The 23,647-nt window shown below is 69.2% G+C and carries 21 protein-coding genes; 11 read left to right on the top strand and 10 right to left on the bottom strand.

All coding sequences use genetic code 11. The features are described 5' to 3' along the window. Window positions 1–3: 3 nt before the first annotated feature. From SD37_RS30245 to SD37_RS30230, 4 genes are read right to left on the bottom strand one after another with little or no spacing between them, the layout of a single operon-like run. A complete protein-coding gene (locus SD37_RS30245; RefSeq protein WP_037317024.1) occupies window positions 4–420 on the bottom strand; it encodes a hypothetical protein in 417 nt (138 codons plus the stop codon). A 10-nt stretch (window positions 421–430) separates the two neighbouring features. Next, on the bottom strand, window positions 431–1,801 hold the full coding sequence (locus SD37_RS30240) for a hypothetical protein (RefSeq protein WP_044855510.1): 1,371 nt from the start codon (window positions 1,799–1,801) through the stop codon (window positions 431–433). 9 nt (window positions 1,802–1,810) lie between these two features. Continuing rightward, window positions 1,811–2,191 carry a hypothetical protein gene (locus SD37_RS30235; RefSeq protein ID WP_044855509.1) on the bottom strand — a complete coding sequence of 127 codons (381 nt, stop codon included), beginning with the start codon at window positions 2,189–2,191 and terminating at the stop codon, window positions 1,811–1,813. Beyond that, window positions 2,181–6,167, bottom strand: a complete 3,987-nt coding sequence (locus SD37_RS30230) for a type VII secretion protein EccC (protein WP_044855508.1) — start codon at window positions 6,165–6,167, stop codon at window positions 2,181–2,183. The genes SD37_RS30235 and SD37_RS30230 overlap by 11 nt, the downstream gene beginning before the upstream one ends. A gap of 134 nt (window positions 6,168–6,301) precedes the next feature. On the opposite strand from SD37_RS30230, the gene SD37_RS30225 reads away from it, so the two are divergent. Beyond that, the gene (locus SD37_RS30225) at window positions 6,302–6,604 is read left to right on the top strand and encodes a WXG100 family type VII secretion target (RefSeq protein WP_167369669.1); all 303 of its coding nucleotides are present in this window, start codon (window positions 6,302–6,304) and stop codon (window positions 6,602–6,604) included. 26 nt (window positions 6,605–6,630) lie between these two features. Then, window positions 6,631–6,924, top strand: coding sequence for a hypothetical protein (locus tag SD37_RS30220; RefSeq protein WP_044855506.1), 294 nt, complete (start codon window positions 6,631–6,633; stop codon window positions 6,922–6,924). Window positions 6,925–7,015: 91 nt separating this feature from the next. Here the strand turns inward: SD37_RS30220 and mycP are convergent, their stop codons facing one another. The 3 genes from mycP to SD37_RS30205 are packed head-to-tail and all read right to left on the bottom strand — an operon-like array spanning window position 7,016 to window position 9,607. After that, a complete protein-coding gene (mycP, locus tag SD37_RS30215; protein WP_083255120.1) occupies window positions 7,016–8,299 on the bottom strand; it encodes a type VII secretion-associated serine protease mycosin in 1,284 nt (427 codons plus the stop codon). Window positions 8,300–8,303: 4 nt separating this feature from the next. After that, the gene (locus tag SD37_RS30210) at window positions 8,304–9,266 is read right to left on the bottom strand and encodes a DUF6177 family protein (protein WP_236725146.1); all 963 of its coding nucleotides are present in this window, start codon (window positions 9,264–9,266) and stop codon (window positions 8,304–8,306) included. Next, complete coding sequence (locus SD37_RS30205; RefSeq protein ID WP_044855503.1) at window positions 9,263–9,607, bottom strand: hypothetical protein; 345 nt, start codon at window positions 9,605–9,607, stop codon at window positions 9,263–9,265. Before SD37_RS30205 ends, SD37_RS30210 begins: the two co-directional genes overlap by 4 nt. 137 nt (window positions 9,608–9,744) lie before the next feature. Here SD37_RS30205 and SD37_RS30200 point away from each other — a divergent pair, with 137 nt between their 5' ends. The 4 genes from SD37_RS30200 to SD37_RS43400 are packed head-to-tail and all read left to right on the top strand — an operon-like array spanning window position 9,745 to window position 15,811. Further along, window positions 9,745–10,110, top strand: a complete 366-nt coding sequence (locus SD37_RS30200; protein WP_044855502.1) for a YbaB/EbfC family nucleoid-associated protein — start codon at window positions 9,745–9,747, stop codon at window positions 10,108–10,110. Next, window positions 10,107–10,430, top strand: coding sequence for a WXG100 family type VII secretion target (locus SD37_RS30195; protein ID WP_044855501.1), 324 nt, complete (start codon window positions 10,107–10,109; stop codon window positions 10,428–10,430). Before SD37_RS30200 ends, SD37_RS30195 begins: the two co-directional genes overlap by 4 nt. Window positions 10,431–10,443: 13 nt before the next feature. Then, complete coding sequence (locus SD37_RS30190) at window positions 10,444–14,925, top strand: WXG100-like domain-containing protein (RefSeq protein ID WP_065913017.1); 4,482 nt, start codon at window positions 10,444–10,446, stop codon at window positions 14,923–14,925. After that, a complete protein-coding gene (locus SD37_RS43400) occupies window positions 14,882–15,811 on the top strand; it encodes a hypothetical protein (protein ID WP_174567866.1) in 930 nt (309 codons plus the stop codon). The genes SD37_RS30190 and SD37_RS43400 overlap by 44 nt, the downstream gene beginning before the upstream one ends. Before the next feature lie 642 nt (window positions 15,812–16,453). Here the strand turns inward: SD37_RS43400 and SD37_RS30180 are convergent. Then, window positions 16,454–17,707 carry a sensor histidine kinase gene (locus tag SD37_RS30180; protein ID WP_044855499.1) on the bottom strand — a complete coding sequence of 418 codons (1,254 nt, stop codon included), beginning with the start codon at window positions 17,705–17,707 and terminating at the stop codon, window positions 16,454–16,456. Further along, complete coding sequence (locus SD37_RS30175; protein WP_174567865.1) at window positions 17,704–18,369, bottom strand: response regulator transcription factor; 666 nt, start codon at window positions 18,367–18,369, stop codon at window positions 17,704–17,706. The genes SD37_RS30180 and SD37_RS30175 overlap by 4 nt, the downstream gene beginning before the upstream one ends. A 179-nt stretch (window positions 18,370–18,548) precedes the next feature. On the opposite strand from SD37_RS30175, the gene SD37_RS30170 reads away from it, so the two are divergent. Genes SD37_RS30170 through SD37_RS30160 form a run of 3 tightly spaced genes read left to right on the top strand, consistent with a single transcriptional unit; the run spans window position 18,549 to window position 21,523 of the window. Continuing rightward, window positions 18,549–19,202 (top strand): helix-turn-helix transcriptional regulator, encoded by a 654-nt coding sequence (locus SD37_RS30170; protein ID WP_044855498.1) that lies wholly within the window; start codon window positions 18,549–18,551, stop codon window positions 19,200–19,202. Further along, a complete protein-coding gene (locus tag SD37_RS30165; RefSeq protein WP_044855497.1) occupies window positions 19,202–20,851 on the top strand; it encodes a right-handed parallel beta-helix repeat-containing protein in 1,650 nt (549 codons plus the stop codon). The genes SD37_RS30170 and SD37_RS30165 overlap by 1 nt, the downstream gene beginning before the upstream one ends. A 9-nt stretch (window positions 20,852–20,860) precedes the next feature. After that, window positions 20,861–21,523 (top strand): winged helix-turn-helix domain-containing protein, encoded by a 663-nt coding sequence (locus tag SD37_RS30160; protein WP_065913016.1) that lies wholly within the window; start codon window positions 20,861–20,863, stop codon window positions 21,521–21,523. Between the two features lie 125 nt (window positions 21,524–21,648). Here the strand turns inward: SD37_RS30160 and SD37_RS30155 are convergent, their stop codons facing one another. Continuing rightward, a complete protein-coding gene (locus SD37_RS30155) occupies window positions 21,649–22,098 on the bottom strand; it encodes a hypothetical protein (RefSeq protein WP_044855495.1) in 450 nt (149 codons plus the stop codon). Window positions 22,099–22,162: 64 nt separating this feature from the next. On the opposite strand from SD37_RS30155, the gene SD37_RS30150 reads away from it, so the two are divergent. Next, window positions 22,163–23,143, top strand: a complete 981-nt coding sequence (locus SD37_RS30150) for a helix-turn-helix transcriptional regulator (RefSeq protein WP_044855603.1) — start codon at window positions 22,163–22,165, stop codon at window positions 23,141–23,143. A 62-nt stretch (window positions 23,144–23,205) separates the two neighbouring features. Beyond that, window positions 23,206–23,598: a hypothetical protein gene (locus SD37_RS30145; RefSeq protein WP_037317116.1), complete on the top strand. Its 393-nt coding sequence runs from the start codon at window positions 23,206–23,208 to the stop codon at window positions 23,596–23,598. Window positions 23,599–23,647: the final 49 nt, after the last annotated feature.

Raw genomic sequence — 23,647 nt, 5'->3', positions numbered from 1 at the left:
TCCTCAGACCAGGCTCTGCGGGGCGTCGCCCGCAGGCCGGTCGGCCGGTTCTTCGGTGGTGGACGGTTGCTGCTGCCCGGAGCCGGCCGTCTTCTTCACCAGGTCGATGCCCTGCTTGAGCACCTTGGTGGCGGACGTGGCCAGTTCGAGGGCGCTGGTGACATCCGCCGCGCTGTAGGTGAGCGCGGCGGTCTTGACCTTCGTCGAGTCGGTGACCATCTCTTCGGTCATCTTCGTCATGAACGCGGCCATACTCGCGGTGGCGGCCTTGTCGAGCACCGACATCGCGATCCCTTCGAAGAGACCGGCCAAATTCACCGGCGTCCCCAGCCGGGCGAGTGACGGCGGCATCTCCGGGGCGGTGAGCTTGCTCGAATAGGCGCTCATCGACTCGGTATCCGCGTTGATTTGATCGGGCATCTACCCCTCCTCACTGTCCGGCGCGGTAGCGCGGACCACTGTCTTCCTGGTCGACCTGCCACAGCTCTTCGTCGAGCAGCTGGACCGTGTCGTTCTCGTGGTCCCAGCGCCGGGGCGCGGGAGCCGGTTCGGTGGCACGGTGGACGGGGCGGCCGCGTCCGGACCGGCCCAGCAGCGAAACCCCCGGCGTCGTACCGGGTTTGCGATCGCGGGATCGTCCGGTGGCGGCGTGTTCGGCGGCGCCGGGTTTGATCCCGCCGCCGGTCTTCGCTCCGCCGTGCTGTGGTTGCTGTTGCGCCGGTGGCATCGTGCCCGGGCTGCCAGAGGCGCTCGCGCTGCTGGAACCCGTGGTGGACAACGAAGTCACTGGCGGGAAGGCGGTGCTGCCGATGCCTGCGGGTGCAGAGGGGCCGACCGGCGCGGCCGGGGAGACCGGCCCGCCACCCATGCCGGCGGGGCCACCGACGGGGCCTACTCCACCTCCGGCGAGACTCGGCAGACCCGAAGCACCGTCGCCGATCCGCGCGAGCTGCTCCACCCGTGGCAGAGAGGGCGAGAGCGGGTCGCCCGGGCCGAGCGGATCGACCGGGTTGAGTGGCAACGGGTTCGGCGAGCCCGTTCCGCCACCCAAGAGCTGTTGGGCCGACTGCATCGCCTGACTCAGCGCGTCCAAAGCACCAGGCGCGGCTTCAAGGGCGTCCTTGAGCGGATCCGTCGCCTCGGGTGCTTCTTTTTCGGTCGGCGTGGGCTCTTGCGGTTGCGGATCGGTGGGTGACGGTGCGGCATTGGGAGAAGCCGAGGTGGGACCAGAGTTCGAGGCAGGACCGGAGTTCGTGACCGGTCCCTGCTGACCCTGTCGGGACGTGGCGGCCCGCGGACCGGACCAGTCCACGCCGACGGCGCCCCTCATGCCCAGCGCCGCGGCCTCGTACAGCGGAGCGAGCTTGGTGATCTCGCCGGCGATCTTCCCCTCGATATCCTGCCGCTGCTTGCCTTTCTCCTCGTCGGACAGGCCGTTGTAGTGGAGGACCAGCCGCTCCGCCGCGCGCTGGGCCCCCCACAACCCACTGTCCAGTGCGCTGATGGTGTCGAACACGTTCGACGTCGTGACATGCCTGCCGACGGTGATCCTTGAGCTCGGGTCCGTCCAGGTACTCATGGCGGCGAGGTCCGTGTTCACCCTGGCAAGGAACTGCCGTCCGGCCGCGTCCGGCCAGTAGTCCTGCGTGACGAGCTGATTCGCCTGCTGGCTAAGGAGCTTCGCCTGCTCGCCAATCCAGGTTCGCGCGTCTCGCCACAGCCACGCGGTGCTCGCCAATTTGGGGATGTGGCCCTGCACCTCGGCGTAGATCCGCTGGTACATCTCTTCGATGGAAGCCATGGGATCTCCTCAGCGCCGTCCGGCACGCGGGTCGAGCAATCGGGGATCGATCGAGGGAAGGTCGTCCTTGGGCCGCGTGACGAAGGCGGTCAAGATCTCCTGCCTGCCCGCCTCGTCGGCGCGGAGATAGTTCGTGGCCGTCTGCTGGACGAACGAGGCGTAAGCCGCGAATCCCTGCTCGACCATCGTGATGAAGGTCTGGAGCTTGGGGATGGTTTCGTTCTCGGCGTGCGTGAGATGGATGCAGAGCTCGTCCAGCCCGCCCGGGCACGGTGTCGACTCTTCGATCCGGGCAATGGGGCTGATTGGGGTCGCCTCGATACTGGCCATGATCCGCGACGCGAACTCCCGCATCGCGTCCGTGTCGCCGCTGATCCGGTCACCGCTCATCGTCGTTCCTCCGGTCGTTTTCGGTCATCGCGGGTAGCCAGGCGAGCTGCACGAGATCCTTCTGACCGCGGCGGTCCACCAGCCAGCCGCGTCCCGGCGGCAGGACCTGCGCTCGCATTCCGCCCAGCAACGGGCCTTCGTCACGGTCGCCGGACATCATCAGGCCGGGCGTGCCGACTTCCCTGAGCCTGCCGAGGAAAGGCTCGAACAGCCCGCGGCCCGCGCCACCGGTACGGCGGGCCAATACCACGTGCAGGCCGATGTCGGAACCCTGCGCGATCAGTGGCAGCAACGCCATGAGCGGATGTTCCTTGTGCGTGGCCACCATGTCGTAGTCGTCGATGAGGACGAAGATCTCCGGCCCCTGCCACCAGTTTCGCTTCCGCAGCTGCTCGGGGGTGACGTCCTGACCTGGGAGCCGTTTCCTCAGCGCCGCGGCGGTCTCGGCGAGCATCCGGCCGCTTCGCTCGTCGTCGGTGCCGTAGCCGAGAAGGTGTTCCTCGCCCACTTCACCGAGCAGGCTCCGGCGGTGGTCGACCAGGATGACGCGGGCTTCGTCGGGCCGGTAGGCCTTCTGGATCCGCTTGGCGAGCACCCGGAGGAACGAGGTCTTCCCGCTCTGGGTGTCCGCCAGTACGAAGAAGTGCGGGTCGGTGGCGAAGTCGAGCCGCATCGGCGAAAGATCGCGTTCGTGGATCCCGACCGCGAGTCCCGGCTCCTCACCTTCCGCGCCGTCGGTGGCGGGAAGTTCTTCGTAGGGAAGGATTCCGGGCAGCAACCGGACCGAAGGCGCGGGCTCGCCGGGCCAAGCCGACTTCACCGCTTCCACGAGGGCGCCGATGCCGTCGGCGAGGTCGTCCGCCTCGGTGACGCCGTCGATCCGGGGTAGCGCGATCAGCATCTGATGCCCGCTCATGGCGATTCCGTGCCCTGGCGCGTCGGCGGGGACGCTCATCGCGGCGCGCCGGTCGATCACGGAGTCGATGGGGTCGCCGATCTTCAGTTCCAGCCTGCTGGCGAACAGATCCCGGACATTCATCCGCAGATCGAACGAACGCGAGCAGCCTGCCACGACGTGCACGCCGTAGGAGAGGCCGCGCGCGGCGATGTCACCGACCGTCTCCTCGAGTTCGGCGAAGTCGTTGCGCAGCGTCTGCCAGCCGTCGATGACGAGGAAGACGTCGCCGTGCCGTTCCGCCGGGAACCGGTTCTCGGCCCGCAGCCTGCGATAGGTGGCGATGCCGTCGATCTGGTGCTCGGCGAACATCCGTTCCCGCTGGGCCAGGATCGTCGCCACTTCGGCGACCGTCCGCCGGACGGCACCGGTGTCGAGCCTGCCCGAAACGCCGGAGACATGCGGCAGGCCGGCGATCGACGCGAGCGTCCCGCCACCGAAGTCGAGGCAGTAGAACTGGACTTCCCTGGGCGTGTGGGTGAGCGCGAGGCTGGTGATCAGCGTGCGCAGGACCGTGCTCTTCCCGGTCTGGGGCGCCCCCAGCACCAGGACGTGCCCCGCCGCACCGGTCAGGTCCAGCACCAGCGGGTCCCGCCGCTGTTCGAACGGCCGGTCCACGATGCCCAGCACCGGCCGCAGCGAACCGTTCGTCCCGGCGGTGAGCCCGCGCACGGGGTCCGCGACCAGCGGCGACAGCAGGGCGTCCAGCGTCGGCGACTCCGACAGCGGTGGCAACCACACCTGATGGGCCGGGGTGCCCTGCCCGGCCAGCCGGTCGACCAGGATGTCCAGCAAGGTCTCGCCGACGGCGTCGTCGTCCGGTTCGGTGGTCTCCTCCGGCTCGACGTCGAACTCCTCGGCGACGTAGGCGGTGGTGTACTCCCGCAGCACCAGGCGTTCCCCGGGTGTGGTGGTCACCCCACCGCCGACGGCACGCTGGTACACGCCGGACACGTAGGCGGAGCGGAACCGGTCCATCTGCTCGGTCCCGACCTTGAGGTAGCCGTGCCCGGGGGCACGCGGCAGTTTGAAGGCGTCGGTGACCCCGAGTACCGTCCGGCTCTCCATCTCGGAGAACGTGCGGAGCCCGATCCGGTAGGACAGATGGGTTTCCAGGCCGCGCAGCCTGCCCTCTTCCAGCCGCTGCGAGGCCAGCAGCAGATGCACGCCAAGAGAGCGCCCCAGCCGTCCTATCTGGACGAACATGTCGATGAAATCGGGCTTGGCGGACAGCAGTTCGGAGAACTCGTCGCAGATCACCAGCAGCGTCGGCACCTCGGGCAGCGGGGCCCCCGCTGTCCGCGCCTTCTCGTATTCGCGCATGGACGTGAAGTTGCCCGCCGCCCGCAGCAGCTCCTGACGGCGGATCAGTTCGCCGTTGATCGCGTCGGTCATCCGGTCGACGAGATGCAGTTCGTCGGCGAGGTTGGTGATCACCGCGCTGGTGTGCGGCAAAGCGTCCAGCCGGGTGAAGGTGGCGCCGCCCTTGAAGTCGACCAGTGCGAAGTTCAGCGAACTCGGCGGATGTGTGACGGCCAGCGCGAGGACGAGGGTGCGCAACAGTTCCGATTTGCCGGAACCGGTGGCCCCGATCAGCAGACCGTGCGGTCCCATGCCGTCCAGTGCCGATTCCTTGAGGTCGAGTTCGATCGGCGCGCCGTCGGCCTGGACGCCGAACTGCACGCGGAGCCGGTCCCGATTCGGCCGCGGTTCCCAGGTGTCGGCCGGATCGAATTCGTACGGGTCGCCCAGTTCCAGCAGTTCGGCGAGACCGAGTTCGGTGCTCATCGGTGCCTCGCCCCGCAAGCCCGCGGTCAGCCGCAACGGCGCCAGCTGCCTGGCGAGCCCTTCGGCGGCGACGGCTCCCAACCGGTCCGCCTTGCCCAGCGGTGCTTCGCCGTCGATCGTCTCGCTGAGCAGATCGCCGGCTTCGTCGACGGCGAGGACGACGGTGGTCCGGTCCAGCGCCCTCGGTGGCATCGTGGTCAGGTCGACGACGGTCACCCCTTCGACGCCGCCCCCGGTCATGAGGTGGGAGGACCCGGCGACCGCGCCGCCGTCCAGCACGACCACCAGATGCGGTCCGGGCAGCCGGACGTCCGATTCGGGATCGAACCGGGGCCGCTTGGCCAGTTCCTCCTCCAGCATCGACTCCAAGGCCGGGATACTCGGCGCCACCAGGCGAAGCGGGCCGAGGGCGTCCGAACGTGCGGGGTGCAGCGCGTGCGGCAGCCACTTGGTCCACTCCCAGACCGCGCGGCGCTCCTCGTCGGTGCAGATCGCGATCCGCAGGTCGTCGGGGGAATGAAGGGTGGCCAGCTGACTCAGCGTCGCGCGCAGCATGCCGAGCGCGGCGTTCCGGTCGCCACGGAGGTAGACCCGGCTGAAACCGTTGATCGCGATCGCGATCGGCAATCCGTCCACAGTGGAATACACGGTGATGAAGCGGCGCAGCGCCAGCGCGGACAGCGGCTCGAGTTCTTCGAGCGGTTTGGTGTCGGGCGTGACCAGGGTGGTGCCCGGACTCTGCGCGCTCAGCCCGATGCGGGCGACCCCGAAGTCCGGGTCCTCCTTGCGGCGCTCCCACAGCCGGTAGCTGCCCGCCAGGGACCACAGCGAAGCCGGATCCGGGTGGAGGTACTCCATCGCCTCGCGCTGCTTGCGGATCGAACGCCGCAGGCGCAACCGGTGCTGGGCGAGATGCCGCAGGTACTTCCGGCGGGCGTGCCCCATTTCCCGTTTGCTCGGGCCGCCGCCCTGGAGGAACCCCATCACGACCATGCCGAGCATGCCGACGCCCATGATCCCGTAGATGGCGAACCGCATCGACCCCGCCATGCTGCCGGAATACATCAGCAGCATCCCGGCCGTCATCGCCACCATCGGCAGCACCATCAGCACCTGGGCCCACTGCCGCGCGGGCGGGGGCGGGATCTCCGGCGGCGGCTGAAGGATCAGCTCACCGGACGGCATCTCCGGGCCCGGCCTGCGGAGGGGGCGCTTCACCACGACTGTCGACACGCCATCGATCGTCGGCCACCACGGTGATCCCGTGGCCGGGCTGGCAGGAAGCTGCCGACCACCGGAAAGCGCCGTGATCGCTCACTAACTTGGCGGAGGTAAGGGATCACCTATGTCGTGGAATGGAGGAAGACATGAGCTACGACCAGATCTACGGCGCGACGCCCGAGATGTCCTCGTTCGGCCTGAAGACCAGGTCCATCGGCGAGGAAATCAACGCCCAGGTGCAGTCGAGCCTCAGCAGCATCCAGGGGTTGAGCTCCGGCTGGAACGGTCAGGCGAGCAAGGCGTTCGAGGGGGTCGAGTTCAACAGGCAGGGAAGCTGGACCACGAACACCCAGAACATCGACACCATGGCCGACGGGATCACCCAGGCGGCCGTCCGCTACTCCGACGTGGACGACCAGGGGAACACCGTCATTTCTCAGGTCATCTAGCCCGTACTGGTTGAAGGGGAAGACAAATGTCCGACGGACTTATCTCGGCCAGGTTCAGCGACCTCCACTCGATCGCCGGTGGCCTGCAGAACGCCATGAGCCAGCACGAACAGTCGCTGGACGACCAGCGGCACGAGGCGCTGCGTTCGCAGGACTTCTGGGGCGGCCAGAACAACGAAGAGATGTACGCGGCCGTGATGCAGGACCGCAAGATCGCCGACGAGGACATCCAGCGTGGCCAGAATCAGAGCAGGGCCACGAACACGACGGCGGACGGCTACCAGGACTGCGTCACGCAGTGCAGCGCCTTGTTCAGCTGACGGGTCGCGGGTACGACGAATCCCCGGAGCCTCGCGCTCCGGGGATTCGTCGCGTCCGGGGACCGTGGATCCGCCCGCGGTGTGCCGGTCCTCACGGCTCTGAGATCAGGAAGACCTGTTCCGGCGGTTCGACCACGGTGGGCTGATCCGGCACGGCGGCGGCGCGGACGGGTCGCCAGCGACGGCGTCGCCCACGAGGCACGATCACCGCGATCAGCGCGGCCAGCACGACTCCGGTCACCGCGGCGACCGTGAGCCACGTCGCGATCGTCGCCGTCCGCTCGTCACGGGCCTCCCGGTCGAGCCGCGCCTGATCCGGCGGCGACGGGACGAAGGCGGGCAGGGCCGCGGGTTTCTGCGGATCGAGGCCGTCGGTCACCGCCCGGTACGGGTCGACCAGCCCGGCCCCGTAAGCGGGACTGCCCTGCCCCCCGCGCGCCGGGGCCGCCGTCGCCATCAGCCGCTGCGCGACTTCGGCGGCGCTGAGGCCGGGCCAGGCCGACCGCACCAGCGCCGCGGTACCGGTGACGAACGGGGCGGCGAAACTCGTGCCGTCGACATAGGCGTGGCCCGCCACCCTCGTCGCGGTCAGTACCTTGGCGCCGGGCGCGACGAGATCGACGTACCGGCCCACCTGGGAGCCCTGGATCCGCGCGCCGTCGATGTCCACCGCGCCCACCGCGAGCACTCCGGGGTAGGAAGCCGGATAAGACGGCAGTTCGGTGGTCGCGTCCCGTTGCGCGTTGCCCGCCGCGGCCACCACCAGGACATCCCTCGCGACCGCGTAGGCGACGGCGTCGCGGATGACGGCGAAGTCTTCGTGTCCCGCCAGCGAAAGGTTCAGGACCCTGGCGCCCTGGTCCGCGGCGTACCGGATGCCGTTGGCCACGACCTGGGGATCGATCCGCAGTGCCTCACCCTGGTCGCCGACGTCGCGATCGCTGATCCGCACCGGCAGGATCCGCGCGTCCGGCGCGACTCCGTGGAATCCGATGCCCGCCACCGGGTCCGCGGCCACTATGGCGGCCACGCCGGTGCCGTGGGACACGCAGTCGAACGCGCCGGGATAGCTGCCGGCGAGATAGAAGTCCCGGCCGGGAAGGACCTTCCCCGGCCGCTGGAGTTGCGGATGATCCGCGTCGACCCCGGAGTCGACCACGGCGACGAGCACCCCGCCGCCCCGGCTGTGCGGCCACGCACGGCGCGGGTCGAGGGCCTGTTGTGCCCAGGGTTGCGCCGGTACGGCGGAGCGCGCCGGTTCCGGCGTATGACAGGCACCCGCCGGGGGTGCGGCCTGGGCGGGGGGTGCGATTCCGAAGAACTGAGCCGTCACGGCGAGCACCGCGGTCAGCGCGGCCACCTGGTTTCGTTTCACTGGTTCAGCTCCCGGCGGGCTTGCCGTAGTGGTGAAGGATGTCGGTGAGTTGTTCGAACGGTGCCGAGGTGCCGCCGTCGAACCGGCACCAGAGTGCCTTGCGGGAGCCCGCGCCCAGGAGTTTCACGCGCGCGGCCGGCGTCCGGTGCGCGTGCGCCACGCCGAAGGCGGAGACCAGGTCGTGTCCGAAAAGGACTCCGTAGGGCAGCGCGGGCGGCGCGGGGGTCGAGTTACGCACGCCGTGGACACGCCCGGGATGCGCGGCGACGATCAGGCGCGTCGCCGTGCCCGCGCACTCGGCGGCCAGGTCTTCGATCCGGCGGGTGTCCACCGAGCCCGCCGCCGGACCGCTGAGCCGGAGTTCCTCGACGACGTCTTCGTCCACTTGGGACACTTGCAACCGCCCCGTCACGCCTTCTCCGACGACGATCACTGAGGCCGCCCGCGGCGCGCGCAGAAGGCAATGGGCGGAGACGTCCGAAGCCGACCAGGGTTCGGTGACCGGTTCCGCGACACCCCAGCCGAGCGGCCCGGAACCGGTGAGCGTCCGCATCGCGATCTCAGTACTCCGGCCGAGCCGGAGTGGTTCCCCGGCCGGGTACGACGTCGTGATCCGGACTTCGAGATCCCCGCTGCCCGGTGAGTACTTTCGCGGGGTGGGGATCGTCGCGCCCTGGTCTGGAACGAATCGGGCGTCTTTCCAGATCAGGGGAAGGCCCAGGAAGCCGTCGCGATACCCACCGAAGTCGTCACGCACGACCCAGCCGGCCCGCGCGTCGGCGAGCAAGGATTCCAATGGGTAGGTCAGGCCGCCGCGCGAGTGGGTGACGAGTTGCAGCACCCGTCCGGTGTCGACGGCGGTTCTAGCCGCGTCGACCAGCCAACTGGAGGCGGGAACCACGTCGCGGAACTGTTCGACGACGAGGGCTTCGGAGGTCGCGCGGTCGGCGGCGGGATGTGTGCTCATCGGCTCGCCCACGTCGTTCCGCCGGTCGCGGCGACCAGGGCGGCGGTGAACTCCCGAGCCACGCTTTCCGCTTCGGCGTCGCCGTCCGGGGCGCGCCCTTCGACCCACCACACCGGTGGCGGCACCTCCACGCCGAGCAGCCGCCGCACTTCGCCGGGCACTCGCACCAGACGCCCGCTCTCGATGGCCAGCAACACCCGTCCCTCGGGATGCCGCAGCAGGAAGAGCAAGCGGTCATCGTCGGAGTCCACTTCGGACAGCGGGCTCGCGGTCCGGATCGCCGAGACCAGGGTGCCGGCATCGGGTTCCCGGTGGCACAGGCCGACCACGTCGAAGGTCATCGGGGCGGCTCCTTTCTCCGTGTCACATGGTCGTGCGCGGAGCGGCGCGATGAGTCCCCGTGACAGCAACAGGTCACGTGGCCCCGCGAAGTCCCCGGCGGCGACAAGCTGGCGAGGACGCGAACAGGGGAGGTGTCATGGATTCGCCGTTCCAACTGGACATGCGGGCGGAGTACGGGCAGATGGCCGAGGACATCCGGTCCACCCAAGCGCGGATGGCCCGGATCCGCGCCACCGCCGAATCCGACGACGGGCTGATCGGCGTGACCGTCGGCGGGGCCGGTGAGCTCATCGAGCTGTGGCTGGACCCGCGGATCTACCGGGCGCCCGACTCGGCCGCGCTGGCGCGGGACATCACCGAAACCTTCCGCCGCGCCGTCGAACGGTCCCAGGAGGAGGTCATGGAGATAGTCGCGGGCTTCCTGCCCGCCGACGCGACCCCCGGGACGACCGATCTGCGGTTCGATCCGCTGTTGCACGAACTCGACCGGAGGGGCCGATGACCGGCGATCAGGGCGGGACCGGGAAAATCGACATGTCCCCCGAAGAAACGACGGGACAGCTGAACAGGCTGCGCGCCGCGGGTGACACCCTCGAACCGGCCTGGCTGCTGCAACGCGGCAAGATCGACGCCCCCGAGCGGATCGGCGGCGGCCCGCTGGGGCGCGCCTTCACCGCTCTCTACTCGGCGCCGAAGACCGCGGTGACCGGTGCCATGGACCAGATTCCCGGGATCTACCGGCAACTGGCGGACAACGGCGGCCAGGCGGTGCAGGCCTATCAGTCGACCGACGGTGCCGCCGCCGGCCAGTACAACCGGTGAAGCCGCCCCGGTCATGAGCGACATCGTCGAGCCGGAGGGGAATCTCTGGAACTGGGTGGTCTCGAACGGGGGACAGCCCAGGGAAGCGATCTGGCCGTCGGACAGCGAAACCGCCGCGTGGGATCTGGGTACGGCGTGGACCGACTCCGCGAAGGCGCTGAACGACGCCGTCCTGCTTTCCGACAACGCCGCCGGGGAACTGCGCAAGGCATGGCGGGACGCGGCCGGTTTCGAGCTCTACTACGCCATTCATTCCTTGAACAACGGTTCGCCCGGCGAATCGGGGGTCAAGGAGATGGTGAACGCGATGAACAGCCTGTCCGGAGCCTGCCGCAGCTACGGGGATCTCATCGTCTCCGCGAAGCACGACATCCGGAAGCACATCTCCGACAACAACGAGCTTTTCGGCCGCTGCACCAGCTGGGCGGCGCAGACGGTGTTCGCCATCAAGGTCGCCCAGCAGATCGCGACACTGATGAACGACTACGCGACCAAGGTCGGCAAACCGGCGGGGGAGGAGACCAAAGCGCCGAAGAAGCCGAAATCGAAGGGCTTCTGGGGAAAAATCGGTGGGTTCTTCGTCGGCATCGGTGAAGGCGCCGTCGACATGTTCGTCGGTTTCGCCGCGCTCGCGGGCTATGGCGACGGGCACTTCTCCTGGGACACCTTCGGTACGGCGTGGAAAGGACTGGGCAAGTTCGGCCTCGCCGTGGCGACCTACTCGACCCCGGGTTTGGCGCAGCTCGACCAGACCGTCGGCATCCCGGGTTTCGAACGCGGTGCCATGGGCGACACGCTGAAAGGAGCGGGCAAGGAGCTGGTCGCGTGGGACACCTGGAGCGAGGACCCGTCGCGCGCGGCGGGCAAGGCCACCTTCAACATCGTCAGCTCCGTGCTCGGCACGAAGGGTGCGGGAGCGGGGCTCCGCGGCGCGGGCGCCGCCGCGGCGGGAAGCAAGGTCAGTGCCGTGGCGGCCGTGGGCCGCGTCGCCGAAAAGGCGGGGACGGCGATCACCAAGATCCCCACCGGCACCGAACTGGCCGCCAAGGCCGTCCGCAAGGTCCCCGGCGTTGATTCGCTGCTCTCGAAGGTGGGCCTCGGACATTCGCCCGCCGGGGTTCCGGCGCACACCGGTGACACCCCGCCTCCGCCGCACAACCCACGCACGCCCGACGACACTCCGCCGACGAATCCGCCAGGGGACCGGACGCCGGACGGGCCGACGCCGGAGCGACCGCCGAACCGGCCGCCTGGTGACCGGACTCCGGAACACGTACCCGACGAACGACGGCCCGCCAGGACACCGGAAGAGCGGGTTCCCGACCGCACTCCGGAGCCTTCGACCCGCCCCGACCCCGCGACCCGGCCCGAGCCCACGACCCGCCCGGAGCCCGCGACCCGGCCCGAGCCCTCGGCTCGCCCGGAACCCGCGGCACGGCCTGGTTCCGTCGGCGAAGCCATGGAGCAGGGCACGCCCCACGCGTCCGGAAAGGACACTCCGCCCACCGGCACGGAGCAGGGTTCCCCCGCTCCCAAAGCGAACGAGGAGGCTCCACCCGCGTCGCACCGCGAGCAAGAGTCCTCGCCGGCCTCACGCGCCGAGAACCCGTCCGAAGCCGCCCGGCCCGACGCCTCCGAAGCGCCCGTCCATCACGAGCGGACGAATACCTCGAACAGGGAGGTCGAAGCGGCGGGACATCGGGCCAGGGACGTGGACGAACCGAGGGCCACCATCAACCCCGAGACCGGGGAAGTCCGCATGTCCGACCGGGTCGACCCGGCCGACACGCGCGAATCGACGGTGCTGCCGGAAGCGGAAACCGTCCGGAAGGCGCAGCAGGAATGGGCGACGGCCGCCCCGGTCGTCCCGCGGACACGCACCCAGAAGGTGATCTACACGACGGCGCGGATCCTCGGCTTGGTGCACGTCGGCGAGGACATGGCACGGGGGCACCACATCACGCCCAGCAGCGAGCCGCCGACGCCGCATCCCACCAGGGAACCCGCCCCGAAGGATCCCACCTCGAAGGACAAGGAGAAGACACCGGAGAAGTCCACTCCGGCCTCCCTGCCGGAGGGTGATCCCGGACGGGCGCCGCGGCACGACACCGAGTTCGTCGACGTGGACCTCGACGCAGGCAAGCCCCGTCAGGTCGAACCTCCTGAGCCCGCCCCGAAAGGCGAGCCGGCGTTGGCGGGTCAGGCGCCCCCGGCCGCCGCGGCGGCCCGAGCGGAGGGGGCCGTGCCGGAGACACCGCGGCCGCCCACCCGTTCGCACCGCTCGGACTGGAGCACGGGGGAGCTTTGGCCGGAACTCGGGCCGCGCAGTCCGGGTTCGAGGATGCCGATGGGCGACCCGTTCCCGGACCGGCACTACCGGCGGCCGGAGCACCCGACACGGGGCGGCGACCACCCCCAGCACCCGAGCCCGACACGCGCGCCGGACGGGGACGTGCCCCCGGCGCGGGACATCCATTCCGTCATCAACCCGGACGAGCGGGTGCCACCGGGCGGAAGCCACCACGACGGGGGAGACGCCGGAGACTCTCCTCCCCCACGCGAGGAAACGGGTGTCCCGGACCAGGATCCTCTGGGCCCGCACCGCGCTCCCGACCCCGATCTGGACCCGCAGATCCAGACGAGGTGGCACGAGCCGCACTTCGAGCAGGTGCTACGGAGAAACCTGGGCGAGAACGATTCGTTCTTCGCGTCGGCCGGGGACCTGCACCCCCACACCCGGTACGACATATACGGTCCCGACGGCACCGTGCGCAGTCACGCCTACACCGATCACCGAAGTGTGGTCACGCACGTGGACGCCGTGGCGCCGAACAACCGGCACCACATCAACGCGGAAGTCGCCTGGCCCGCCCGCAACGCCGATTACCGGGTCCAGGTCGGCCACCGGGTGGACTCGTTCGCGACCAAGGCCGACGGCACCACCCATACGGTGACTTCCGCGGAAGCGGTGGACACCATCCACGGCAAGCACCATGTCACGCGTAACGCCGAGGTCGAGACACCGCGGCGGCCGGCGAAGACGGTGCGTGTGCCGAACGAGCACATGCCGGCTCCCAAGGTGGACGAACCGTTCAGCCACCGATCGGGACTGGACAGGAACACCCGCTACCACGTCGTCGACGAAGAAGGCCGTCCTCGTGGCACTTTCCAGACCGATGGCGAGGGCAAGGTCAAGTGGATCGACACCGACCAGCATCCCGGCCGGGTGAATCCCGAGCTGGCGAACCGCGTCGGTGACGCCAACTACCGGGTCGACCGCGGGCCGATGCATCAGGAGTACCGCGTCGACGGGGAGGGGATTCCCGAGCCGGGCGTGAAGTACGAACGACCCGAGACGATCGGTCCACCGGTACACCACGAACGCGAGGTCGGGCAGTCCGAAGCATTCAACCGGAAGCACACGGACGCCGCCGGGAACCCCAAGCTGGACGCGGACGGAAATCCGACGCTGGAGCCCGACAAGGCACATACGGTCACCGACGAGTACGGGCAACCACGCGCGACCCACTACACCGACGCGGACGGGAAGATCACCCACGTCGAGGCGGAGACCGGCCAGCGAGGGCGGACGAACGCCGAGATCAAGCACGGCGACAGGATCGGCGCCGATGTCACCCAAGACGGTTTCTACGGGACCAAGCGGGCGAAGAACCCCGAGCACACGTGGCCGAAGCCGGACAACGAGGTCACCTACAGCGCGAAGGGCAAGAAGTTCACCGGCGGGAAGACCGAGGACTGGGCGCCTCATCAACGGGAGCAGGTGACGAAGGCGTTCAGTGGCAAGCACGGCGAGCCGTTCACGAACCGGCCCGATCTGCCGCCGAACACCCGGTTCACCCTGGTCGACCACAACGGTCTTCCCTACGGCACTTTCCAGACCGGGCCCACCGGGGCGGTCACCCACGTGCACACCGGAAAGCCGTTCGACGCGGACCTCAACCACCCGCCGAAGTCGGCGGTGGTCAGTGTGGACGACGGGACGGCCTTCCACCGCACCGATGCCCGGGGCAACACCGTCGCGACGTCGGGCGTGCCGGATCCGGACGGCGCCTCCACCTTGCGGCGCGACGGTTCCGCTCAGAGCCGCGTCGGTGCGAGCGGCGGCATCGAGGTGAAGCCCGACGGCAAGAGCGGGAACATCGACGACGGTGGACACCACCGCGGCACCGCTCGAGGCGGTGGTGGTGAGGCGATCAACCAGGGCACCGAAGGGCGTCGACAGAATCAGGGCAACAAGAACACCCCGCTCACCCCGAAGAAAGACACTTTCTTCGCGCTTGAGCGTCGCCAGGACAAGGCGGGAGATGTCGTTTGGGAAGATATCTTCGAGCTTCGTGACCGCGGGGTGGACGACGCGCACTCACGCCACGTCCGGTGGCGTGAAGTAGACGAAAACGGCAGGACGACCATCCACGTGAGGAGCTTCCCCAATGACCACAACGTCGAACTCTGGCCCAGGGACTTCCGGAGCTGACGACGATCCGGCCGAGCTGGAACAGCGGGTGGGGAACGCGCTCGTCGACCTCGTCGGGGAGCAGGGCTGGCGCCGCATCGACCTGATCAGCCGGATGACCGTCCCGGTCCAGGACCTGGCGTTGACCGTCCTTCGCGACGACGGTTCCACGCTCGAGATCGCCCCGCCCGTCGACCTGAACCGGCCCTTGGCCCGCTTGCGTGTCGCGCAGTACCGGCGTGAGCCGGAACGCGGCGCCTGGTTCTCCGCGAGGTTCACCCTCGAATCGTCGGGGGCCTTCTTCCGCAGCTACAACCGCGATTACGAACCGGAGTGGAATCCGGCCATCGAGGATTCGAACTACGCGGAGGATCTCAAGCTCTTCGCGAGGGAACTGGAACACACCCCGGATTGGCTGCTCGACAAGCTGCCCGAATGGAAGGATCGCCCCGCCCCGCCGGAGAAGGACGTCACCGAGCTGATCCCGTTGAACCAGGCACAGCTCGGCGAGGTGGTCACCGCGTTCCGCGATCACCTGATGCAGCACGCGCCGGTCGACTGGCAGCAGGTCTTCGTCGACTTCCGTTCGATCGGCGGCTATGTGGAGCTGCACGCTCAGGTGCTGACCGTTTTCGGCCAGGCGATCGAGTGGGAGCCCCCGGAGGCGGTGGCCTTCTTCACGGGCCTGCGCGGTGACATGTACAAGCCGGGGGAGGGAACCTGGACGTCCGTCAAGTTCCACCTCGTGGTGAACGGGAAGTTCAGCGCGGAGTACGGCTGGTACGACGAGCCTGACTGGGACCACCGGCCAGACGCGCGGTTCTTCCAAGAGGAGCTTCGGATGTACCCGCGTGCGGACGAGCATGTTCCCGGCTGGCTCCGCGATGGAGCGGAACCGCCGCGGTAGCGGCTCGTCGTGAGTGGTCATGACAGATATTGAGACGAAAGTCAAAAGTATCGTCACGGGCCATCGGTTCGGTGTGAACTCGCGTTTAGTCCTCTAGTTGCGTTCTGGGTGTGGTCACTGGTGTCGCAGCCGTGGCGACCCGCAACCGCCGCATCGCGAAGAACACGCCAAGTTTGCCTTGCCTCTCAATAACCCGAACCGCCACTCACGACCCCGTATCCAGTCCCTGGTTCTGCTGCTGCGGGTTCGCCGCCTGATCGGCCCGGCCTTGACTTATTGACAGGTAAGACGACTCTGGCGTGTCCCGGTGCGGGTCCGGACTGGCTGACGGAAGCCGGGCCACGACCGGGTGTCCACAAGGGACACTTTCCCGGCGATAAGTGTCCGGCTTGAGCGGTTCGGCCGGTCTCGCAAGGCGGTCGTGAGTGGCAAATAGCGTTCTAACCCTCTTTGCCACTCACGACCCCAATCGGGACCGTACGTCCAGGCATCAAACGGACACCGATTCGCCGAAAACCATCCCTTATGGACAGTCATAGGGCGCGTCCTGCTCCTCGGGGAGCGCCTCGCCTGTCGCCAGGTGCTGAAGGGCTCCTTACCCCCACGATAACCAGCAGCATCGTAGCGGCTCCGCTCCTCGCTTCAGTTCGGGCTGACCGGCAGCCTCAGTTCGAAGATCGCGCCGCCTTCGTCGGCGTTGTACACCGCGAGGGTGCCGCCGTGCGACTGCGCGACCCACCGCACGATGGACAGTCCCAGCCCGGAAGATCCGCCGGTGCTGGCGAACCGGTCGAAGGCGTCGTCCGCCATCGTGGTGTCGATGCCCGGGCCATGGTCGGCGACGGTCACGGTGCCGCCCGCGACGGTGAGGTGCACGAAGGCCTTCGCGCCCGGCTGGCGGCCGTAGCGCACGGCGTTGTCGAGGAGGTTGCCGATGGCGCGTTGCAGCAACGCGGGGTCGGCGTTGACCTTCGTGGGCGCGGCGGTGACGGTGATCTCGGCGCTGTCGGTCGCGGTGTCCTCGACCACGCCCACCACCAGCTGGTCGAGCCAGATCGGCTGGAGACTCAGCTGTTCCACCCCCGCGGCGAGCCGGGCGCGGACGAGGAGGTCGTCGATGATGCCGCCCATCCTCGCGGCGAGGCGGACGGTCCGCGGCAGGAGTTCCGCCGACTGGGCCGGGTTGGTCATCGCGGTTTCGGCGAGTGCGCGCAGGGCGGCGACCGGGGTGCGGAGGTCGTGCGCGGTTTCGGCGAGGAGGACTTCCTGCTGTTGCAGGGCCGCGGCCGCGGGCCGGATCGAGCGGCCGGACAGCAGGTGGCCCGCGAAGCCCAGCACCGCGACCAGCAATACCGTCCCGCCGATCACCAGCAGCGTGAACTGAGTGTGCGCGTCGTCCTCGGCGGCCGTGGACTGCACCGCGACGACGGCCGCGAACACCTTGCCGTCGGTGTCACGCAGCGGCTCGGCGCGGACCTTGACCACTTCGCCGTCGGTCGCCCTTTGATGACCCTGCACCAGTTTGCCGGTCCGCGCCGCCTCGCTGGCGAGGCCGTTCAGCACCTGCGGGCTCATCGGGACGCAGTTCGCCCGCGAAAGATGCGCCTGGAACGCGGGCGCGCCGCCGGGCAGGATCGCGAACTGGGGGCAGCGATCGTTCAGTACGTCGGTGTTGACCAGGCCGAAGCTCACCGTGCCGTCGTAGCTGACCAGCCTGCTGACCGACGACGTGACCTGCGCCAGCGCGGCGTCTACCCGTTCCTCGCCCTGGTCGCCGTCCTCGTTGATGAGCAGCCACGCGAAGACGATCAGGCCGAGCGCGTTCATCACGGTGAACAGGGCGGTCAGGAGCCAGCGGAGCCTGCGCAGCCGATCGGCCGAGGAATACGTGTTCACCGGGCGCCCAGCCGGTAGCCGAGACCGCGGACGGCGTGGATCAGTTCCGGCTCCTTGAGTTTGCGGCGCAACCGCTTCACCACCACATCGACCACATTGGACATCGGATCGGCCTGCGCGTCCCAGCAGTGCTCGATCAGATCGGCCCGCTGCACCGGCAGTCCCGCCCTGGTCAGCAGGTATTCGAGCACGGCGTACTCCTTGTTCGTCAAGGTGAGCAGTACGCCCGCCCGGCGCACTTCGCGCCGCGCGCAGTCCATCACCAGGTCTTCGTGCTGCAGCACCGACGGCCGGTCGAACGCGGAGCGGCGGCACAGGTTGGCCACCCGCTCGGTCAGCTCGGCCATCACGAACGGTTTCACGAGGTAGTCGTCGCCGCCGTGCTCGAATCCGGCCACCCGGTCGGCGAGCGCGTCGCGGGCGGTGAGGAACAGCACCGGCGCCCGCCAGCCCAGCTGCCGTCGCATGTGGACGTAGGAGATCGCGTCGCCGTCGGGCAGCATGCGGTCGAACACCACGCAGTCGTGCCGGGTTTCCCGCAGAATCCGGTCCGCGGACGCGATGTCACCGGCGTCGTCGACCACGAAGCCGGCCGCTCGCAGCTGCGTGACCAGCGCGAGCCGCAGATTCCCGTCGTCTTCGACGACCATCACCCGTGTCATCAAAACCTCATGTTCGGACGGCGAAAGTAGACGCGTTCGGTTCCCCCGGCCCCTCACGACGGCCGCGGTGCCCCTGAACGCTAACGCGTCGGGTGGCCCGCGCCGCCGGGACGGCGGGAACTGGCATGAACAGGACGTCGTCGGCGGGACCGCGCCGGGGGAAGAGGGAGGTACCTGCGATGACCGTGCAGACCGGCCAGCTCAGCCTGGTGATGGGAGCGGGCCCGGCCCGTGATCGGGCGGGCCTGGGCGAGCTCCTCGCCGAAGCGACCGCCGAGGTGCTCATCATGAGCGCCGGAACGGACTCCACGTTCCAGCGCATCGCGCTCGCCAACGTGCGGCCCGGAGTGCGCTACAAGGTGCTCTTCCCCGACTCCGCGCGGATGTCCGGCGCGCTCAACCGGATGTCACGGGCCGGGGCCGAGGTGCGGACCGACGCCGAGGTCCCGATGGACGCGCTGGTGATCGACCGGACCTCGGTCGTCCTCCCCGCCGACGGCAGGCAGACCGGATCCGCGGTCTTCCGGCTGCCCGGCGTGGTCACCGCGACGGTCGGCCTCTTCGAGCGGATCTGGCAGGCCGCCGCCCCACTCGTCCCGCTGGACCTGCCCGAACCCGAGGACGCCTCGATGCTGACCTGCCGCGAGCAGGAGCTGCTGACGCTGCTCTTCTCCGGTACGACCGACGAATCCGCCGCCGCGCGGCTCGGCATCTCGGTGCGCACGGTGCGCCGGATGGTCGCCGACATCATGAACCGGCTCGGTGCCCGCAGCCGGTTCCAGGCCGGCGCCAAGGCCGTCGACCGCGGCTGGCTGATGGCCAAGGCGGGCTGATGACCACCTCGACTCCCGGCCGCGTCCTGCTGGTGGCGCGACGGCCCGGCGCGTATCCGACCATCGGCGACGCCTTGGCGGACGCGTCCGACGGCGCCGTCATCACCATCGCGAGCGGTGAATACGCGGAGACCGTGGAACTGACCGGCCTGCGGGTGACCCTGGCCGCGGCGGACGGCGCGACCGTCGTCGTCGACGGCCGAGGGGCGGAACGGCCCGTTTTCCGCACCTTCGGCGGATCGCTTGTCCTGAAAGGGATCGAACTCCTGGCAGGCGGCGCGTCCGCGATCGAGGCACAGGACACCGAACTGACCGTCCAGCGCTGCACCGTCTCCGGCGGGCGCGGGCCGGCGATCGTCATCCGCGGCACGACGGCCTTCACCGTCACAGGCTGCGTGATTTCGGCGGCGGAGCAGGGGATCCTCGTCGACGGCTCGCCCGGCAGGATCGAGGACACCACCGTCGAAGACGTGCTGGGCGACGGGATCACCCTCGGCCAGGGCGCCGATCCGGTCGTGGCCGACTGCACGGTGACCGGCTGCGGGCTGCGGGGTTTCTACGTCTACCAGTACGCCCGGCCGGTCATCGAAGGCTGCGTGGTCTCGCACACCGGCTACGAGGGCATCGCGGTGGCGCACCACGGCGCTCCGGTGCTGAAGCGGTGCACGGTGACCGACACCCGGGGTTCGGGGATCGCGTTCGCTTCGGGCTGCGGCGGTGAGATCTCCGCCTGCCGGGTCGCCAACACCGCGGAACCCGGGATCTCGATCGCCGAGGGGGCGACGCCGGTGCTCAGCGAGGCCGCGACTCCCGGGGGCACCGGCGACGATGCGCTCGACGAGATGCTCGCCGAACTCGACGCGATGATCGGCCTGCCGGGGGTGAAGGAGGAGGTGCGCGCGCTCGTCGACGAGTTGCAGGTCAACGAATGGCGCCGCCGCGCCGGGCTGCCGATCGGCGCCGCCGGGCACCATCTGATCTTCGCGGGCGCGCCCGGCACCGGGAAGACGACGGTCGCGCGGATCTACGGCAAACTGCTGAAGGCGCTGGGAGTCCTGCCGCACGGCCAGTTCCGCGAGGTGTCCCGCCGCGATCTCGTCGGGCAGTACATCGGGCACACCGCGGAGAAGACGGCGACCGTGTTCGAGGAGGCCAAGGGCGGCGTCCTGTTCATCGACGAGGCGTACACGCTTTCGCGGCTCGCCGGTTCCGGCGGTGACTTCGGCCAGGAGGCGATCGACACCCTGGTCCCGTTGATGGAGGAACATCGCGACGAGGTCGCGGTGATCGTGGCCGGATACACCGGCGAGATGGTCGACTTCCTCGCCGCCAACCCCGGTCTCGCGTCCCGCTTCGGCAAGACGATCGAGTTCGAGAACTACAGTCCGGACGAACTGCTCGCCATCTTCGGGCGGATGGCTTCGGCGGGGGACTACGAACTCGATCCCGCCGCCGCCCCGGTGCTGACCGACCACTTCCGGCGCATCTCCGGCGACGTCAACTTCGGCAACGCCCGTGACGCGCGGCGGTTGTTCGAGAAGGTGCGCAAGGCGCAGTCGCAACGCCTGCGCCTGCTGGGCCGGATGCCCGCCGTCGAAGAACTGCGAGGGCTGCATGTGGCCGACGTGGTGGTGGCTACAAGCCAGTAGGGTTCCTGTGTGCGGGTGCTGGTGACCGAAGACGACGAAAATTTGCGGGTGGCGCTGGAGTTCGCCCTTCGCGGCGACGGGTTCGCGGTGGACACCGCCGCCGACCTGCCCGGCGCCGACGAGGCGCTGATGGTGAACGCCTACGACTGCGTGGTGTTCGACCGGATGCTGCCTTCGGGGGACGCACTGGCGTACGTGCGGAACAGGCGCGGCGCCGGATGGCCGATGCCGGTGCTGTTCCTCACCGCGCGCGACAGTGTCGCCGACCGGATCGACGGGTTGCGCGTCGGCGGCGGGGACTACCTGGTCAAGCCGTTCGCGATGCCGGAACTGATCGCCAGGGTGCGCAGCCTGTGCCGCCGCGACATGGGCGGGCGGGCGGTGGTCCTGCGCTGCGCCGACGTCGAACTCGACACCGGCAGGCACCAGATCTCGCGGGCCGGCGTGCTGCTCACCGTGACCCGCAAGGAGTATCTCGTCATGGAGCGGCTGATGGCCGCGACCGGGCGGCCGGTCTCGCGGCGGGGACTGATCCGGTACGCGTGGGACGAGATGGCGGACCCCGCGTCGAACGTGCTCGACGTCGTCATCGCGCGGCTGCGGCGGAAGCTCAAGGACCCGCCGCTGATCCACACCGTGCGAGGCTCCGGTTACCGAATGGCGCCTGTGTGACCCGCTCTCGCCGGGTGTCGTTCGGTCAGTGGTCCGGTGACGACCCCGTGCCATGAAAGGACCTTTCCTTGCAAATTTTGCAAGGAAAGGTCCTTTCATGGCAGTCGCGCGGGACGGAGAGCACCTCAGGGCCGGCTGAACTCCATGACCCAGTTCGATTCCCACGTCCGGCCGCCGTCGGCGGAGTACTCCTGCTCCCACCGCGCCGAGGTTCCGGTGATGTCGGACCAGATGTAGTGCGCCTTGACCGGCTTCCCGTCATGCGCGTCGTCGCCGTAGAAGTCGCCTCGCCCGTCGGTGAAGGTGCCCACCACCGGCGGGGAGAGCAGCCCGGTCCGGCTGCCGGCCCAGTAAAGCGACCATTCCTTCCGCGTGACGTCGAAGAGCCGGAGGGTGCAGCCGCTGCTGCCCAGTGTCGGGAAATGGATCTCGTCGAGGTTGGCGCCGCCCCCGAAGATCGAGCGGGAGGTGGAGACGCCAGGGAACTCGTGCCAGTCGTCGCTGCCTTCGAAGAGGGTCGTGAGCCGCCGGTTGACGACGTTCCAGGTGCCGGTGAAGAAGTCGAAATCGTTCATGCCGATGATCTTGCGGAGTCACCACTGACATCTTCTGTCAGTGGTCGCTGGCACACTCCGGGACATGCGCGCCGGACGGATGGTCTCCCTGTTGCTGTTGCTGCAGAACCGGGGACGGATGAGCGCGGCCAAGCTGGCCGCGGAACTCGGGGTGACCGCGCGCACCGTCTATCGGGACGTCGAGGCGCTTTCCGCCGCGGGCGTGCCGATCTACGCCGAGCCGGGGCCGTCCGGCGGCTATCAGCTGATGGAGGGCTATCGCACCCGCCTGACCGGGCTCACCGAGGGCGAGGCGGAATCGCTGTTCCTCACCGGGATGCCGGAGCCCGCCGCGGAACTGGGGCTCGGTGCCCAGGTCGCCGCCGCCGAACTCAAGCTGACGGCCGCGTTGCCGACGCCGTACCGCGACGCGTCGATGCGGATCCGGCAGCGGTTCCACCTCGACGCGCCCGGCTGGTACCGGCGCGCGGATCCTGTGCCGCATCTGACCGTGGTGGCGGAAGCGCTGTGGCGGGACCAGGTCGTCGAAGTCCGTTACCGCCGTTGGTCGCCGCGGCCGGAGGTGGTCACGCGGCGACTGCATCCGCTGGGGCTCGTGCTCAAGGCAGGCGTCTGGTACCTCATCGCGGCCCGGCGGAATCAGCCGCGTACGTACAAGGTCTCGTCCATCCAGGCGCTCCGGACGTTGCCGCGGAAGGCCGAGCGGCCTGACGGATTCGAACTCTCCGCGTTCTGGCGAGCACACGTAGAAAGCTACGAAGAAGCCGAAGAAACCGAGACAGCCCTCGTCCGCCTGTCGCCGCAGGGGGTCGCGGCCTTGCCCGACGTCCTCGGCCCGCGGGCCGCGCGTCTCGCCCGGCGCACCCTCACCGACGCGGACGAGGACGGCTGGTGCCGCGCCACCATCCCGCTGGAGAGCGTGCCCCACGCCGCCGCCGGATTGCTCAAGCTCGGCCTCGACGCGCAGGCGCTGGAACCCGCCGAACTGGTCGCCCACCTGACCGAGACCGTCCGCGCGATGGCCACGCTCTATCCCACGGCCTGAACCCGCCCCGGATGTGCCATGCTCGACAGCGCACGAGGCGGCGAAACCGAGAGGTGACGAGGGTGTCCATCTGGGCAGGCGTGATCAATTTCGTCCGGGCACGGTACGAGGTGCTCGAAGAGCGGGACGGCTGGCTCCGGTTCCGGGTCGACACCGAGGACGGCCGCGGCCAGCAGGTGTCCTTGCACCACTTGCCCGACCACGACGGCGCGGAGTGGGTGGAGATCTCGTCCCCGGTCGGCTGGGCCGACAAGATCGATCTGCGGCGCCTGCTGGAACTCGCGGGTGGCGATTCGGTCGGCGGGGCGGCCGTGGTGGACGGCGTCGCCCTGCTCAAGCACACGATCCCGCTGATCGACCTGAACCTGGTCAACGAGTTCGAACATCCGCTGAAGGCCCTCGTCACCCGCGCCGACGCGTTCGAACACGAACTGACCGAGGCCGACGAGTTCTGATAGGACGGTCGTACTTCGCGTGAAGGCCCCCTTCCCCCGGCTCAACCGG

Source organism: Amycolatopsis orientalis (genome assembly GCF_000943515.2).
GTDB lineage: Bacteria > Actinomycetota > Actinomycetes > Mycobacteriales > Pseudonocardiaceae > Amycolatopsis > Amycolatopsis orientalis.
The sequence above is the reverse complement of the archived record's forward strand: the minus strand, read 5'-3'. Positions and strand labels throughout refer to the sequence as shown.